Annotated in this window: 15 protein-coding genes; 8 read left to right on the top strand and 7 right to left on the bottom strand. The window is 39.0% G+C overall.

From position 1 onward, the window contains the following. Nucleotides 1-48: 48 nt before the first annotated feature. Nucleotides 49-456, bottom strand: coding sequence for a TonB family protein (locus AACV00_RS02510; protein ID WP_017628545.1), 408 nt, complete (start codon nt 454-456; stop codon nt 49-51). A 96-nt stretch (nt 457-552) separates the two neighbouring features. Then, nucleotides 553-1,266, bottom strand: a complete 714-nt coding sequence (locus AACV00_RS02505) for an NUDIX hydrolase (RefSeq protein WP_012368340.1) — start codon at nt 1,264-1,266, stop codon at nt 553-555. A 152-nt stretch (nt 1,267-1,418) separates the two neighbouring features. Between AACV00_RS02505 and AACV00_RS02500 the strand changes: the two genes are divergently transcribed. Further along, complete coding sequence (locus tag AACV00_RS02500; RefSeq protein ID WP_004245618.1) at nt 1,419-2,435, top strand: SPFH domain-containing protein; 1,017 nt, start codon at nt 1,419-1,421, stop codon at nt 2,433-2,435. A 3-nt stretch (nt 2,436-2,438) separates the two neighbouring features. Continuing rightward, the gene (locus tag AACV00_RS02495) at nt 2,439-3,383 is read left to right on the top strand and encodes a sugar kinase (protein ID WP_161680202.1); all 945 of its coding nucleotides are present in this window, start codon (nt 2,439-2,441) and stop codon (nt 3,381-3,383) included. On the opposite strand, the gene tetR(J) is transcribed toward AACV00_RS02495, so the two are convergent. Beyond that, on the bottom strand, nt 3,380-4,003 hold the full coding sequence (tetR(J), locus tag AACV00_RS02490; protein WP_161680204.1) for a tetracycline resistance transcriptional repressor TetR(J): 624 nt from the start codon (nt 4,001-4,003) through the stop codon (nt 3,380-3,382). The genes AACV00_RS02495 and tetR(J) overlap by 4 nt on opposite strands. A gap of 90 nt (nt 4,004-4,093) precedes the next feature. Between tetR(J) and tet(J) the strand changes: the two genes are divergently transcribed. Continuing rightward, nucleotides 4,094-5,290: a tetracycline efflux MFS transporter Tet(J) gene (tet(J), locus tag AACV00_RS02485; protein ID WP_004245621.1), complete on the top strand. Its 1,197-nt coding sequence runs from the start codon at nt 4,094-4,096 to the stop codon at nt 5,288-5,290. Between the two features lie 266 nt (nt 5,291-5,556). Here the strand turns inward: tet(J) and AACV00_RS02480 are convergent, their stop codons facing one another. Continuing rightward, nucleotides 5,557-5,847 carry a phage holin family protein gene (locus AACV00_RS02480; protein WP_004249433.1) on the bottom strand — a complete coding sequence of 97 codons (291 nt, stop codon included), beginning with the start codon at nt 5,845-5,847 and terminating at the stop codon, nt 5,557-5,559. A gap of 506 nt (nt 5,848-6,353) precedes the next feature. Here AACV00_RS02480 and AACV00_RS02475 point away from each other — a divergent pair. The 4 genes from AACV00_RS02475 (at nt 6,354) to dhaM (ending at nt 10,118) form a co-directional block, all read left to right on the top strand. After that, nucleotides 6,354-6,614 carry an ogr/Delta-like zinc finger family protein gene (locus AACV00_RS02475; protein WP_004245624.1) on the top strand — a complete coding sequence of 87 codons (261 nt, stop codon included), beginning with the start codon at nt 6,354-6,356 and terminating at the stop codon, nt 6,612-6,614. Nucleotides 6,615-6,908: 294 nt separating this feature from the next. Then, a complete protein-coding gene (gene dhaK / locus AACV00_RS02470) occupies nt 6,909-7,973 on the top strand; it encodes a dihydroxyacetone kinase subunit DhaK (protein ID WP_004245625.1) in 1,065 nt (354 codons plus the stop codon). A 32-nt stretch (nt 7,974-8,005) separates the two neighbouring features. Next, on the top strand, nt 8,006-8,638 hold the full coding sequence (gene dhaL, locus AACV00_RS02465) for a dihydroxyacetone kinase subunit DhaL (RefSeq protein WP_004249430.1): 633 nt from the start codon (nt 8,006-8,008) through the stop codon (nt 8,636-8,638). 31 nt (nt 8,639-8,669) lie between these two features. Continuing rightward, nucleotides 8,670-10,118, top strand: coding sequence for a dihydroxyacetone kinase phosphoryl donor subunit DhaM (dhaM, locus tag AACV00_RS02460; RefSeq protein ID WP_004250192.1), 1,449 nt, complete (start codon nt 8,670-8,672; stop codon nt 10,116-10,118). A gap of 43 nt (nt 10,119-10,161) precedes the next feature. Here the strand turns inward: dhaM and AACV00_RS02455 are convergent, their stop codons facing one another. From AACV00_RS02455 to AACV00_RS02445, 3 genes are read right to left on the bottom strand one after another with little or no spacing between them, the layout of a single operon-like run. Continuing rightward, nucleotides 10,162-11,439: a sigma-54-dependent transcriptional regulator gene (locus AACV00_RS02455; RefSeq protein WP_004245628.1), complete on the bottom strand. Its 1,278-nt coding sequence runs from the start codon at nt 11,437-11,439 to the stop codon at nt 10,162-10,164. Beyond that, nucleotides 11,417-13,792, bottom strand: coding sequence for an ATP-binding protein (locus AACV00_RS02450; protein ID WP_004249428.1), 2,376 nt, complete (start codon nt 13,790-13,792; stop codon nt 11,417-11,419). The genes AACV00_RS02455 and AACV00_RS02450 overlap by 23 nt, the downstream gene beginning before the upstream one ends. Before the next feature lie 57 nt (nt 13,793-13,849). Next, the gene (locus tag AACV00_RS02445; RefSeq protein ID WP_004245630.1) at nt 13,850-15,136 is read right to left on the bottom strand and encodes an ABC transporter substrate-binding protein; all 1,287 of its coding nucleotides are present in this window, start codon (nt 15,134-15,136) and stop codon (nt 13,850-13,852) included. 312 nt (nt 15,137-15,448) lie between these two features. Here AACV00_RS02445 and AACV00_RS02440 point away from each other — a divergent pair, with 312 nt between their 5' ends. Then, nucleotides 15,449-16,786 (top strand): MFS transporter, encoded by a 1,338-nt coding sequence (locus AACV00_RS02440; protein ID WP_004245631.1) that lies wholly within the window; start codon nt 15,449-15,451, stop codon nt 16,784-16,786. The last annotated feature ends 29 nt before the right edge of the window (nt 16,787-16,815 follow it).

The following is a 16,815-nucleotide window of genomic DNA, read 5'->3' as shown; positions in this document are numbered from 1 at the left end:
TTCCCCCTAATGGTAAAATAATTTTTATACGTTATTTATTTTATTCATTTAATGTGATTGATTAAATCCGTTATGTTTCACATTTTCTAATCTGAATTGTATAACCACTTTTAAATCTTTAGCCGGTTTACCTGATTCGTATCGCCAATGCTTCATCGCCAGTGAAACAGAGGGAGCAAATATCGCTGCAATAGGATCATCTGATATCCTAATATTTTGTACATTACCATTTTTATCCACATCAAACCTAACCTCTACATCGCCTTCAATATTAGCGGTTTTAGCGCCTGTAGGATAATAAGGAAATTGTCGTGATACTATTTTCGGTTTTTCGACAGAAACTACAGTAGCTTCTTTTTGCATATCCAAAGGTATCGTTTTTATTGCATGAGAAACAAACCCACTTAATAAAAGAATACCGCCAAATACCCCCAAAAGAATAAATTTTATTTTCATAATTGTTATCAGAGTAATTTTTAAGACATTAATAATTCTAATGATAATTTGCTAACTTAAAAAGAGTATAGCGATTTTAAAAAAATACTCTATATATTAAAATTCAAGATTACGAATAAAACGATAATCCGCAGACGACTTCTTAAGTCGATAGAGACTAGCAGGGCGTCCCTTCTCAGCACGTTTTTCTCCGGTATCAATTAATAAGTCGGCTTGTTCAATCCGTCGTCTAAAAGATTTTTTCTGGATCTCTTTACCTATCAATATCTCATGCACATGCTGTAATTCAGGCAAAGTAAACACTTCAGGTAACGCAAATCCCGGCACAATAGAATAAAGCGATTTTTGCTTTAATCGCTCTCTCGCTTGCGCAATCAGTTCATTATGATCAAATGCCAGATTTTTCTGTGCTACTTCATCAATAGGTAACCACATCACATGATCCACACTATCAATATGCGCTTTACATGCTTGGTGAGCAATTAACGCCGTGTAACATACAGTAACAGACCAACCTCTTACATCGCGCTGATTATTTCCCACTGAGCAGAGTTGTTCAATATACGGCGGGATCACCCCTGTTTTCTCTTTTAATTTTCTGAGCACAGTATCTTCTAGGCAGTTGTCTTGTGTTTCATCAACAAAGCCACCAGGTAATCCCCATTTTCCTTTTTCAGGATGATTAGCTCTTTCCACCAAGAGCACTTTTAACTGCCCTTCATGGTAAGTGAATAGTACTGAATCAACAGTAATAAGCGGCGATAGAAAATCACGGCGATTGTAATTTGCTAAAAAATTTTGTTCGTTCATGGTCTGCACTTTATAAAAAGATAATGAGTTTATTTTAATGTTAAACACATGAAAATCAAATTTTGTCATAAAGACACTAAATGACTTGACACCAATAGTGTCCATAAGACAATATATAGTTAATGTCATAAAGACACTAACTGGAGAAGACTATGTTTAACTTAAATTATTTCAAAGCAGACTCATCAACATTTATTATTAAATCGGTCAACGGGAAAGTGCGCCAACAAGGTAAAGGCTTAAGTTTTTGGTATAATTCGGCGACAACATCTATTGCAGCACTGCCGTTAAATGCACAAGAAGCCCCTTTTATCTTTAACTTCCAAACTGCTGATTTTCAGGCACTACGTATTCAAGGACAAATTTCATTCCAAGTCACATCACCTGAAAAAGCCGCTGAAGTCCTCAACTTTAATTTAAGTAAGAATGGCAAATCTTACGCCAGCGAAGATCCCCTAAAGCTCAACGATCGCGTGGTGCGTATTGCTCAAACCCTGATCCAAGCCAAGATCCAAAGCACCCCTTTACGAGAAGCACTACAACTTAGCCAATCCTTGGTTACTTTAGTGATGAAACAACTTACTGAACACCCTTCATTAGAGGCCTTAGGTATTACTATTTTAGATGTTTCTATTGCGGCCATCTCACCCTCTCCCGAAACGCTTAAAGCATTAGAAGCTGAGGCGCGGGAATCCTTACTCAAAGAGGCTGATGATGCAATTTATGCACGTCGTAAATTCTCAGTAGAGCAAGAGCGCACCATTAAAGAAGCTGAATTAGAAACAGACTTATCTATACAGCGTAAACGACAAGAAATTGAAGAAGCTCGTTTAGAAAATGAACGTACCCTATTACGTGAACAAGCCGAAATAGAAAAAGAGCGTCTTGAAGCCAAAGTCAATGCCGAAGCAAAACGTAAAGAATTAGTCGCGTTAAGTGCGGAAAATCAACGCATACAATCTGATGCTGATGCTTATGCTATTGAAGCAACTATGCGAGCTTACCGTGAGTTACCCGTTGAAAATCTCAAAGCAATGGCTCTAGCAAAAATGGACTCACAACAATTAATGGCAATGGCATTTGAAACTTTAGCGCTTAATTCAGGAAAAATTGGTGAATTAAATATTACTCCTGATTTATTTAGCCAATTTATGAAAAAAAGAGGATAACCTATGAAAAATAATACCGATTTTCGTTTCATATTAGTGATGCGAAAAAGTCGCTTACAAGAATTAATTGAGCGTTTTAACACTTGGTCACAAGCCAAATTCTATTTAGAACATAACCATGTTGAGGTAACAGATTATCTTAATGAACATAATCTCTATCAAAAACAACTCACAGAAGCTGAGCTTATTTTAAAATCATTTGGGCGTTTTCAGCTCTTGGAAAGAGGATTATTGCCTAGTTATCAATTTTCTTCTCATGATATTGTAGTGGTAATAGGTCAAGATGGCCTCGTCGCTAATACTCTGAAATATCTTAATCAACAACCCGTTATTGCTATCAATCCAGATCCTTCAAGATGGGATGGTAAGCTCTTGCCCTTTGAAATAGGGCAATTGAAAGAGATTATAATTAATACAATAAATCACAAAATGCCTTTTAATTCGGTCACTTTTGCACAAGCAAAAACCAATGATGGTCAATCACTGTTAGCGGTTAATGACTTATTTATTGGCCCTAAAAGCCACACTTCCGCACGTTATATCTTACAATGGGGAGACTCTCAAGAAGTGCAATCCTCATCAGGCATTATTGTATCAACGGGACTTGGCTCTACAGGGTGGTTTCAATCTATTCTTGCTGGAGCCATGGCCATCACCGGAAAAGCATCACACCCTCTTTTACAAGGGTTTAGCTGGAGTGATAAAAAATTACAATTTAGTGTAAGAGAGCCATTTCCTAGTAGAACAACAGGCACCGCTTTAACTTTTGGCACGATTGAGCTGGACTCTCCATTGCAATTAGGATCTTTAATGCCCGAAAATGGTGTTATTTTCTCAGACGGCATTGAAGAGGATTATTTACATTTTAATGCTGGCTGTATTGTGCAAATCAATATCGCAGATAGACAAGGGCAACTCATCGCCCCTAAGGGGCGTCAGCCTATTTAATGATGATTATTTAGCACTGTTTCTAGCCCTGAAATCATCACATCGAGCACAAAAAGGAATGCAGCTTCACCATTATCACTATCCATAATATCAATAGCTTGTGTTAATAATGGTGGGTAGTTTATCTCTGTTTTTGGTACTTTTTCTCGCTCTTTTTGGCTCTCTTGATGTTCTTGGGTTTCAAGCACTGAACCAAGTGTAAAATGCGCGATGGAACTTAATGCATAAACAGCTTGCGTTAACGTAAAGCCAGCATCGCACAAAAATTGCAATTGTTGCTCTGATGTCTCAAATTGATTGGCTGATGGTCGTGTGCCTGCATGGATCTTTCCACCATCACGATACATTAATAGCGCCTGACGAAAACTTTTTGCGTTATTACGCAAAAAATCCTGCCAACTTTCATTCGCTAATGGCAAAACATGATGATGATGCTTTTGTAAAATAGTCTCAGCTAAAGCATCTAATAACGCACGTTTATTCTTTACATGCCAATAAAGTGTCGGTTGCTCTACCCCTAATTTTTGCGCCAACTTACGTGTTGTTAACCCTTCCACACCGACTTCATTTAATAAAATCAATGCGTTATCAATAACCTGTTCTTTATCTAATTTTGCCATTTGCGTCCTCATAATAAAATATTCTTGACAATCTATCACTGATAGAGATATTTTTCACCCCTCTATCAGTGATAGATTTTTAGGATATTTATGAATAAATCAATTATTATCATACTGCTTGTCACAGTATTAGATGCCATTGGTATTGGCCTTATCATGCCAGTACTACCAACACTATTAAATGAGTTTGTGAGCGAAAACAGACTCGCCAATCATTACGGTATATTATTAGCACTCTATGCGACGATGCAGGTGATCTTCGCACCTATTTTAGGAAAATTATCAGATAAATATGGCAGAAAACCTATTTTATTATTTTCGCTATTGGGTGCGGCATTAGATTACCTATTAATGGCTTGCTCTACCTCATTATGGATGCTCTACATTGGACGCATTATTGCGGGTATAACAGGAGCCACAGGTGCTGTATGCGCATCAGCAATGACTGATGTTACTCATCCTCATGAAAGAACACGCTATTTCGGTTTTTTGGGTGGTGCATTTGGTGTGGGTTTAATTATTGGCCCCATGTTAGGGGGATTACTGGGTGAGATCAGCGCCCATACGCCATTTATCTTTGCGGCTATTTCTCATTCGTTATTATTTATATTTTCATTACTTTGTTTCCAAGAAACTCAAACCACAAAAATATCGACTGAAATATCCGCATTAAATCAGGATACAGCGCCTCACTCTGCCACTGGTTTTATTAAAAAGAGTCTCTGTTTTTGGCTTATTGCCTATTTTATTATTCAACTAATAGGGCAAATTCCGGCCACCATTTGGGTGCTATTCACACAAGTGCGTTTCGCTTGGCACACTACTGAAGTAGGTTTATCTCTTGCATTTCTTGGTGTATTACATATTTTTTTTCAAGCGGTTCTCGCAGGAAAACTGGCGCAAAAATGGGGAGAACGCAACACGGTTATCATTAGCATGTCTATTGATGCATTTGGTTGCTTATTATTAGCCTGGATAAGCCATGTTTGGGTTATGCTCCCCGCTTTAATCTGTTTAGCTGCGGGAGGAATGGGACAACCTGCTTTACAAGGATATTTATCAAAATCTGTTGATCATCATGTTCAAGGACAATTACAAGGAACGTTAGTCAGTCTAACGAATATAACTGGGATTGTCGGCCCGTTACTCTTCTCTTTTATTTATAGTTACAGCGTTGAATATTGGGATGGCTTATTGTGGTTTATTGGTGCAATGCTTTACAGTGGGTTACTTGTAGCCAGTTATTTTAAACAGAAATCACCAATATTAAAAAAATTTCCCTCATAACATACTTGTCATTAAACAGGTTAAAGATCAAGACTGGCTTCCTTGCAGACTTGATCTTCATTTATCGTGATAAACGTTCCTTGTCTCCACGTCGCGCAGTCTCGATACTCATCTTGAGCAACCCAATTTACGCTACTTGCAATCCATACCAATCAATAGCGCTATTGGATATCACTTAATTCCCTATGATGCGAAACCACACAAATATCATAAAATACAAATATAACGCTCAACTTATTGATTATTGATAATTAATCATTGGTCACTTAGTTTTTCTTCCGTGAAAATAGCTCATTTCCTTTTTTCCTTAGCCAAATTTCGACAAGTTGATAACCGGCGATCCCCAGGGCAGAGCCGATCCCCATAACCGCAATAGGATGAATACCCGGCCATAAAATCAACAGAGCACCTGCCACAACAGAAACCGCTGATCCTAGGATGATCCTGCCAATAAATAGTCGTAATGTGATAACTTCATTAGCAACTAGCATCTTCCCTAATGCAATAAAAGCGCCAACAACTACCAATGATACTAGTGTGTGATCATATTCATCCATGAATATACCTCGCATTCGCTTACAGTATTTAGCCGTAAAAAGAACCCTCACCTCCTAGTATCAATCAGATAATCTGTATGGAATATGCAAGATCCTTTTGCTCAAGGATAAATACAACGTCCTTTTGTACTATCCTTGCCCACTTCCTTGTTAATTTGTAATAGGTTATCCATTACCTATTTTTCTCCACATATTAGTCATTACAACAAATTAAATAATATTTAAATTCAATACGTTGCATCTCCACATGTAGGTTTAACGTGAAATCATTATCTATAAATTTTGTATTTTATACTAGTAACTTTGTTCGGTTATTGTCGGTTAATGGTGTTTAACCGAGGTTAACCGAATTATTTTTAGTCAAATAAACAAATAAACTTGTTTTTCATGATAAAAATCAGTTAACAACAAATTAAAATACAAAAAAACAATAATATTACTGGTGATTGTACAAACTTAGGCTAATATAGAAGGTGGTGATAGATTGATAATAAAGAGAAAATACCATGCGTGTTTTAACAATTTACTGTCCTGAATGTGGTGAAAAAGCGATGATAAAGAAAAGTAATCGCAAGCATAAAGAGTTAACAGATCTTTACTGTGCCTGCCGTGATCCGCTTTGTGGGCATACCTTTGTGCTAAATCTTACCTTTAGTCATACTCTAAGTCCCAGCGCCAAAAAACAAGATGCCCTTTTATTAGCAATGATAAAAAATCTCTCGCCACAGCAACGAGAAAAAGCCTTAACCTTGTTACAAGAGATATAACGCTTTTTTACTTACTCTATTTTGCCTTGATTTTATGATCCTGCTCCCATTCTGGCAGGTAAATAAGTTAACTGGTTCTTATATAACCATAAATGATGTAGATTTAATTTAATCCAACAGAAACATTCTTATATCGCTTATTAAAGCAACATAGCAATTCAACAACCACAGAACGCGGTTTTGATTAAAAAAGCCATAAAATGAGTCATTCCTTTAATCAGAATTTGTCGAAATCTTATGTAACAGCATTCTGTTACATAAAATTTCAATACAAGTTTCAAATGGAGTATATAGATGAAAAAGCTTATTAATCGTGTTGATGATGTTTTATCAGAACAACTGCAAGGTTTTGCTAAAGCCCACCCTGAAATCAATCTCCATCCCTCTTCTTTTTATGTCACCCGTCATGATGCCCCCGTAAAAGGTAAAGTAGCCCTTTTATCTGGAGGTGGCAGTGGACATGAGCCAATGCATGCCGGTTTTGTTGGAAAAGGCATGCTTGATGGGGCATGTCCTGGTGAGATCTTTACCTCACCAACCCCAGATAAAATGTACGATTGCGCAAAAGCAATTGATAGCGGTGAAGGTGTATTAATGATCGTTAAAAACTACACCGGTGACGTACTCAATTTTGAAACTGCGACAGAGCTACTACATGATGAAGGTGTAAAAATTGCTACGGTATTAGTTGATGATGATGTTGCGGTTAAAGATAGTCTGTATACCGCCGGTCGTCGTGGTGTAGCGAATACCGTATTAATGGAAAAATTACTAGGTGCGGCGGCTGAGCGTGGCGATACACTCGATGATTTGGTTAAGCTAGGTCATCAAATTAATAATAATGGTTTTTCTATTGGTATTGCACTACAGGCTTGCACCGTACCTGCTGCAGGAAAACCCTCTTTTACTCTCCCTGAAAATGAAATGGAATTTGGCGTTGGGATCCACGGAGAGCCAGGAATAGACCGTCGCCCATTTACTTCATTAAATGATACCGTTGATGCAATGTTTAATACTCTAATTGAAAATGGTCACTATCAGCGCACCATTCGCAGTTGGGATCGAGTCAATGGTGATTGGATTGAAGAGACACAAGAAAAACAGCCACTAAAATCAGGTGATCGTGTTATAGCCCTAGTCAATAATCTTGGCGCCACTCCCCTTTCTGAATTATATGGTGTTTATCATCGCCTTGCCCTGTGCTGTGAAAACTTTGGTCTTAACATCGAACGTTCGTTAATTGGATCTTATTGTACATCGCTCGATATGTCGGGGATCTCAATTACCTTATTAAAAGTAGATGACGCGCTACTTACTTTGTGGGATGCACCCGTTGCTACACCTGCGATGACAAAATAAGTTTTCCTATAACGATAACTAAGGATCAGAAAATGGTATTAACTCATCATCAAATTATTCTTTGGCTACAACAATGCGCTCAACTTTTTGAACAAAACAGTGACTATCTCACCGATCTTGACCGTGAAATTGGCGATGCTGACCACGGCTTAAATATGAATAGAGGCTTCAAAAAGGTAGCGGAGAAATTACCTGAATTTGCCGATAAAGATATTGGTTTTATCCTTAAAAATACCGGTATGACATTACTGTCTAATATTGGTGGTGCCAGCGGTCCTCTTTTTGGCACCTTCTTTATTCGTGCCGCTAAGCCCACCGCATCATTACAAAGTCTCGATGTAAATCAACTTTATGAAATGACTAAAGAAGGTGTTGATGGCATTGTCAGTCGCGGTAAAGCACAACCAAATGATAAAACTATGTGTGATGTTTGGTGGCCTGTGGTTGATAGTTTAAAGCATGCGAATGACCAAAGTTTATCTATAGAAGATGCTATTGATAATGCACTGAAAGTTGCAGAAAAAGCGGCGGAGGAAACTATTCCTATGCAAGCGAAAAAAGGCCGTGCCAGTTATCTTGGTGAGCGCAGTATAGGACATAAAGATCCCGGCAGTGCCTCTGTGGTATTGATCCTCCAAGCGCTGTCTAATGCTATCCACGCATAATCATTCACAATATAATCAAGAGAGGTCTGCCATGATTAATATCGTGATTGTTTCTCATAGTAAACATCTTGCTGAGGGTATTGAGGCGTTGGCGAATCAAATGCTTAACCCAACGCATTGCCGATTAGCCATTGCCGCAGGTGTTGATGATGAAGCGCACCCTATTGGTACTGACGCTGTTAAAATTATGACGGCGATTGAATCGCTCGCCGAAGCTGATGCCATTATTGTTATGATGGATTTAGGTAGTGCCATACTCAGTACAGAGACAGCAATTGAACTGCTTGATACAGAATTAGCGCAAAAAGTGACACTATGCTCAGCTCCGCTGGTAGAAGGAACATTAGCCGCTGTTGTCGCAGCGTCATCCGGAGCTAGCTTAGAAAAGGTTCTCGAAGAAGCCAACCATGCACTAACCCCTAAAAAGATGCAATTGGGTGAAAACATGGGTGGCTCAGAGCCAAATGATGTCACGCCTTCTATTCAAATGCACGGCAAAGAAGCTCATTGGGTGGTAAAAAACCCTCATGGTTTACACGTTAGACCTGCAGCGACACTGGTTGAGCTACTGTCAAAATTTCGTGCTGACTATCAATTAATTAAGGGAGATAGACGCATTAATCCCCTTAGTTTAAATCAACTTTCTCTTATTCAAATTCGTCAAGGTGATGAAATAACCTTAATTGCTTCAGGGGAACAAGAAAATGAGGCTATTGATGCCTTTTTAGCACTGGCTAAACAAGGTTTTGGCGAAGCATTACCGGATGAACTCACGGAGCAAAGTTTAACCGGTACTCTTGTACCCGCTTCCCCCATCAAGGGACCGGCTTTTATTTGGCATGAGCTAGAATTAGCCCCTATTGAAAATTTATCTGCACCACTCGATAGCACAATACAAATTGAGCAATTTAATCAAGCGATAAAAGATACACTCAATGATTTGAAGCACTATGCTGAAAAAGCCAATCACACATTAGGTGAACAAATAGGTGCTATTTTTAACGGCCATATCATGATGCTGGATGATGAAGAATTACTCACCAATGTTATCGATCGTATTAAAACAGATAACGTTAGCGCTCAGCAGAGTTGGACGAATGAAATGAAAGAACGTATCCAACTCTACCGTACTCTCAGTGATCCTTATTTGAGAGCACGGGAGTTAGATCTTCGTGATCTGCGCAATCAAGTTCTTTACCATTTACAACAGAAAACGCCTCCTAAATTTACCCCATCACAACCCTCTATTTTAGTGGCTAAAGAGTTATTCCCCTCGACATTAATTCAGTTTGATGCGACTCAATTATTAGCCATTACCTTAGCTGAAGGGGATAGTTGTTCTCACAGTGCCATTATCGCCACGCAGATGGGGCTACCTATGTTAGTTCATTTAGGTGATGGATTATTAAAAATAAAAGAAGCACAAGAATTAACCCTTGATCTCAAGAGTAGTGAATTAATTATTGGATCAATAAATTAATGTGCTAATGCAATAAGCGCCAAATGGCGCTTATTGATAACTATCAAACCTTAGGTTTATAACTCTCTTTATCCAGTTCATGCTTTTTCATGCGTAAATAGAGTTTTTTACGTGGGATACCTAAATAATCAGCCACATCGCTCACACGGCCAGCAAATAAATAGAGTGCATCTTCAATTAAGCGACGCTCATAATCATCAACTAAGTTATCTAAAGGCCCTTCAGGGGGGATAATGGCACGATGTTGCTCACTATCAACCATTTTCACAATACCAACAGCATAGAGTTCAGCGACATTCCGTAGCTCACGAATGTTTCCAGGCCAATCATAACGTTTTAATATATCGAGATAATTACGATCAATTTTTGGTACGGCGATCCCAAGCCGCTGAGCACTTTGCCGTAAAAAGGCTCTAAATAGAGGAATAATATCTGGGCGTCTTGCGCTTAATGGTGGCAAAGAAAAAGTTATTTGCGAAAAGTAGTAATAGAACTCAGGTATCAATCGCCCTTCAGTGACCAATTGCTGGGTATTATTTTCTAAAATCGCGATCGTTCTAAATTGACGCTTACCCTGCCTTTCCATATCTAATAGGTAAGCACTTAACCAACGTTGTGCACCAGAAGGTAAATCATAAGGGGAGCGTAAAATAAGTGTGCCGACTTCCTCTTGCTCTATTTGAGCAATCAGTGGCTTAATATCTACTAAATTTTGACAATCTACCGTAGTCACCGCTTTATCGCTGTGAGGACTTAATTCATGTAATAACTGAGCGAGTAGATGTCGCCCTGTCCCCATCTCACCTTCAATCATTAAGTCTTTATCAATATCAGCAATTTGCTGTACTTGCTGTCTAATGGCGGTAATTTGTGCACTATCGCCAACTAAACGCTCTTGAGTGGTGGTGATCATCGTTTTTCTAAGTGAAAGAAGTGATTTTCGCTCTTTATGCGCTTTAGCAACTAACTCTAAAAATAGCGGTGGATTAATGGGCTTTTCAATAAAATCATAAGCGCCTTTTTTAACGGCCTCTACAGCAAGGGGTATATCACCGTGGCCGGTGATCATAATCACCGGAATACGAGGATCAATTTGTTGAATACGCGCTAAGACTTCCATGCCATTCATCGCAGGCATGTAAATATCTAACACTACCGCACCTTCATATTCTGGTGTCAGCAGACTCAATGCTTTTTCTGGCGAATCAGTCACCCTGGCAACCATTCCGGCAAGATTAAGCAAATGACGATAAGATTCGAGAATATCCTCATCATCATCAATTAATAGTACATCAATATCAGACAGCAGTGACTGTGTCATGAGTAAACTCCAAAACAACCATTGCACCGCCATTTAATGCCGATGCTAAGTAAATTTCATAACCAAACCGTTGCATAATAGAACGGCAAATCGATAGCCCTAACCCTAGTCCAACATCTTTGGTGGTGGTAAAAGGGGTGAATAATTTTGGTAAAACATCAGCATTAAATCCTTTGCCACTATCGGTAATGGCCACTCGTTGATATTTAGCTTCATCCGATAATAGGTCGACGCTGATCTGACTTTCGCCCATTCCTGCGACCGCATCCATTGCATTAACAAACAGGTTAACTAAGACCTGCTCTATTTGTGTTGGATCGGCACAAATATTCAGTTCACTGGGGATATTATTGATAATGGTGCACTGCTCTCGTTTAGAGCGCGATTCCACTAATACCATGGCACTTTCCACCAGCCCCTGTAACGGCGCTGAAACATAACTGACTTCAGATGAGGATTTTTTAGAAAAATTACGTAATGCCGTAATGATCCTATTCATACGAGCACATAATTTTTCAATACGCTCAATGGGATCAGGAAGTTGGTCATATTTCTCCATCTGTAGTGTTAATTTAACGCTATATAAGTAGGTATTAATGGCTGAAAGCGGTTGATTTAATTCATGTGCAAGACTGGTCATTGCTTGTCCTACTACAGCCATTTTGGCCGCTTGCACTAACTCTTCTTGTGTCTGAATTAAGTGTTTTTGTGCTTGTTCACGACGCACAATTTCTTCATTTAATTGTTGGTTCTTTTCTTGTAAATCTTGGGTTTTTAATGCCACAAGATGTTTTAATTCTAATCGACTTAATTCTTGGCGAGTAATATCCGTGATCGTCACAATATATTTATGCTCGTCTTTATGAGGATATTCGCGAATATTAAATTGCAGAAAATGAGGCTTTCCTTGTTTTACCATGCTCACAATAGACTCACTTTGCCCAAACAAATAAAGCGGACTTGTGGGACTAAACTGCGCTCTTAATGTCGTATTGGCTTCACCACTAAATAATAACCATAATGGTTTATTGCTCTGTTCATGACCAATACCTAATAAAGTAGCAGCACTGGGATTGACGGTTTCCATACGTCCATCATGATGACAAGTAATTAAACTGGCATCGGTATTATTAATCAGATTCAGGGCATTCGTGGCTTCAACTTCTTTCATTTGACGCCAAAAGCGTCGCAAACGGCGACTTAATAATCCAATTTCATCTTGCCCTTCAATTAATACAGGCTCTGTTAAATGACCTTTAGCAACATGGGCGAGATCATCACTCAACTTATTTAATCTAGCAATCAGTCGCCTATCTATTAAGATTTTCATGACAATAATGCTGAGCAATAGTGAAGCAACGACAATTAAGATAATGACAATTTTTCCCGTTGCCATCAGTTGTCGCGTATTATCATTGAGCTTATTCAATGCTTCACTGGTGGCAAGCACATTACTTCTTACTGCATTATCAAACTGAGATAATTTTTCATTTAATTTAGGGGTAAGTGCTTTAAGTTTTTTTTCGGTTTCGACATCATCAATCAATGTTTGATAGATATCACCGTCAAAACGAGTGATCGCAATAATTTCTTGCAATACTTGGCGATGAGCAATGGTAGAAGGATAGCTTTTTAATTTTTGATTTAAAGCGATAATTTCATCAATTTTGACACTTATATAGTGAAATGCGACATCAATATCACGGCTATAGCGTTGATGTGCAATTTCTTCCACTAAGCTAATTAATTCATTTTCTGTAGTGAATAACTCTTGAAGTAACGTTGATTCTAAAAGCAGTTGTAAGCTATTTTCCTGTACATTTTTTTCATTAAGCATTTGGCTGACATGCCACTCAATTTCATTAAGTAGAGGCTTAATATCTTCACCTACCGCATCATGCATCCAAGCCAATTGACCTAAAAGCTGTGCTAACCTATTTTCGAGTTCACGACGTTTATCTAATAAAATATCTTGCTGCTCAATTAAGTTTGATAAGTCATCCACTAATTGATTATAAAAAGTGCGTTGTGATTGTTGCTCAATCGGAAACTCGCGCAGATTATCTAATAGTTGATAAATCTGCTGTTTTTGTTGTTCTGAAACTGATTTACGTTGTGTTTGCTCACGCTCTTTTAATAGCATCTGTAAATTAGTGCTGTAACGCTCCATATTATAGCTGGTGGTTAACATAGGTAAGGAGTCACCAACAGACGCATTGATTTGAGTGGCTAATTTTCCCCACATAAAAAATATCACCCCACCAATCAATAAAGTGAGTAACGAACTAAAGATAAACGCCAAATAAAGGCGTCTACCGAGTTTGCCCGATTGCTTAGGCATTAATATCTGCATCCATCATACCTTTCAAAAAAACAGTATTTTCAACTGTATATCTGAACCACAAGGCGGTTAGGGAGATTTAGTTTCTTTCAATAAAACTAATGCTTGTTCAAGTTTTTCCGCTTCTAATGTACGCCATTGGTACAATACGGCTAACGCTTGATCTGAATATTCCCGCTGATCGGCTTCTTTCATAAATAAGGCTTGTAATGTCGGTGAATTAGCTTCTTTTTCGCTAATTAGTACTGAACTGGCTATTTTTCGGGCTTGATTGGTTGCTGCGATCCGTTCTGGTGATCGATTTTGTTGTTTTTCTGCCTCGTGGATCTCATTCCAAACTTGGCGCATTAATGGAAAATTATGGGTGATCATTTGATCAAAAAGAACATTGACCACTTCGCTACGGCGATAAGCTTCATTACTGTTTAAAATAAACTCAGTATTATTAGCAAGCTCATCATTATTACGTAAAATTTCTTTGCTGAGGGGGATCTTCGCCATGTCACTTTTATAGATAATCTCTTGTCCTTCATCCGATAAAAGAAAGGCGATAAATTTGGCCGCAGTATCTCTTTTACTGCTTTCAGCCACAATAGCGACATAAGCAGGTAAAATAATTGATTTATCAAAATAACTAAAATCAACAAAATCAAAGCGTTTTTGGTGGTTAAAAGCGTAATTATCAATAATAGGCCCCGCCCCCACAATACCTCTGGCAATAGCGTCACTCACTCGTGAACTACGTGCCGATATCGAAGAAAGGTTACCACTGGTTTCTAGTAAAATTTGCCATCCGCGCTCCCAACCATACTCTTGCAGCACATTTTCAACCATCAGTTGCATCGTGCCAGAGTTGGCTGGTGTCGTCATAGTTAAGTGCCCTTGGTAAATCGGATCACTTAAATCAATCCAACTTTTAGGTGCCGGAATACCTAACTTTTGCAAGTATTGTCTGTTACTCATGATCCCAATACCTGAATAACCCACCGTGGTTATTTTGTCATTTAAGATATCACTATGACGAGTTAGCCATTTTGGTGTTTCATAGTTAATCGGTAAGCGCGCGAGTAGTCCTTCTCTATCTAAATGATGAAAAAAATTAGCCGAAGAGGACATCACTATATCAACAGGTTGCGTAGGATACTGCTTCATCATCCGTGTAGCGATCGCAACACGCCGATAAACCACTTGTACCTTAGTTTCAGGATAACGAGCACTAAAAGCTTCGGTAAGTGGTCGCATAGGTGTATCTGAAAGTGTCGTCAGTATAACCAATGGCTGCTCATCACTTTTTGCTGGAGTGATAAACAGCCAACTAAATAATAGTATGAGGCTAAAGATTATTTTTATTCTCATGACATACCCCTGATTTTGTGTTGAATAAACCTAAAAATGTGTTGAGCATCAAATTTCTGATATTTAGCAATATTTATTATTTTCAGTGAATGAGTCCTTAATGACCCATTTTCGATGATGATACGACGATATATTCACTCATTTTTAGTCCAACACCTAATAGCAATGTTACAAATTTGACTCACCGATTCAGCAGAATGTGTCAGCTCTGACTCAAATTAGCGCTTTTGCCCTCTGATGGCCTAAATGAATAGCATCTGCCCTGAAAAACAAAATCAGCTTCAGGCATGAATAATATTCGGAGTCATCTCTATGTTAAGTTTCTTTAAAACCAGAAAGGATCTGCCGCTAATCGAAGCGTCCAATGAAAAGATCCGCTCAATATATAAAAAATATCAGTGGCAGGTTTTTCTTGGGCTAGTACTAGGTTATGCCATGTTCTATGTGGTACGTATGGCACTTGGTGTCGTTAAAAAGCCGATGCTAGATGCCGGTATTGTGACCACTGCAGAACTGGGTTTAATGGGGTCGGCGTTCTTCTTTACCTATGCCTTTGGTAAGTTTTCCAATGGCTTCTTGTCGGATTATGCCAATATTGGCCGCTTTATGTCCATCTCGCTGATTGCGTCCTCTTTTGTTTGTATCTTTATGGGAATGTCGACTGCGAGCCTATTCTTCATCTTATTGTGGGGAATTAATGGTTGGTTCCAATCGGTAGGATCTGCCCCTTCTTGTGTGTCTATTTTCCAATGGTTTTCTCCGAAACAGCGCGGTACAGTCTATTCTATCTGGGGTGGCTCACGTAATATCGGTGAAGCAATCACTTGGATATTAACTGCGACCATAGTGAGTTTCTTTGGCTGGCGTGCCGGTTTTATCGGTGCAGGTATTGCGGGTATTGCAGCAGGTATCATCTTACTGATGATCTTAAAAGATCGTCCTCGTACTTATGGTCTACCTGATCCTGCCAGTGCATATGGTGAAGAGTCAGAAGCCGTTAAATCAAGTGATCCAAAAGAAACTCGCCGTGCTCAATTATTTGTCCTAAAACAACCTACCGTATGGATCATCGCTGCAGCTTGCGCTGCTATGTATATCTCACGCTACGCAATCAGTTCATGGGCGGTGCTTTATCTGCAAGGCTCAAAAGGCTATTCACTGATTGATGCTGGCTTTGCTATGTCAACTTACCCTATTGCGGGCTTCTTTGGCGCCATCTTAGCCGGTATGGCATCTGACAAACTATTTAATGCCAATCGTCATATCCCAACACTTATTTATGGTATCGCCAATATTGCCGGTTTCGCCCTCATGTTCTGGGGACCACAAAGCCGTGTTATGGATGCCATTGCATTAAGTATGATTGGTTTTGCTATGGGCGGACTGGTGGTGTTCTTGGCGGGCTTAACGGCTTGCGACCTGATGCCAAAAAACGCAGTAGGTGCAGTAAAAGGCTTTATCGGACTTTTTGCTTATATTGCCGCATCCGCTCAAGAGCTTGTTTCTGCCTCGCTGATCAAAGTCACGCAAGTCGGTGATATCACTCACTATGATTTCACAACGGTACAGTATTTCTGGATTGGTTCTGCCATCGTGTCCATGATCTTAGCTACGCTGGTCTGGAATGCGAAAAAAGTCACCATGGATTAATAAATTAAGTTGTTATCAAGGGATACTTT

It is taken from the genome of Proteus sp. G3927 (genome assembly GCF_963894685.1).
Taxonomy (GTDB): Bacteria; Pseudomonadota; Gammaproteobacteria; order Enterobacterales; family Enterobacteriaceae; genus Proteus; species Proteus mirabilis.
The sequence above is the reverse complement of the archived record's forward strand: the minus strand, read 5'-3'. Positions and strand labels throughout refer to the sequence as shown.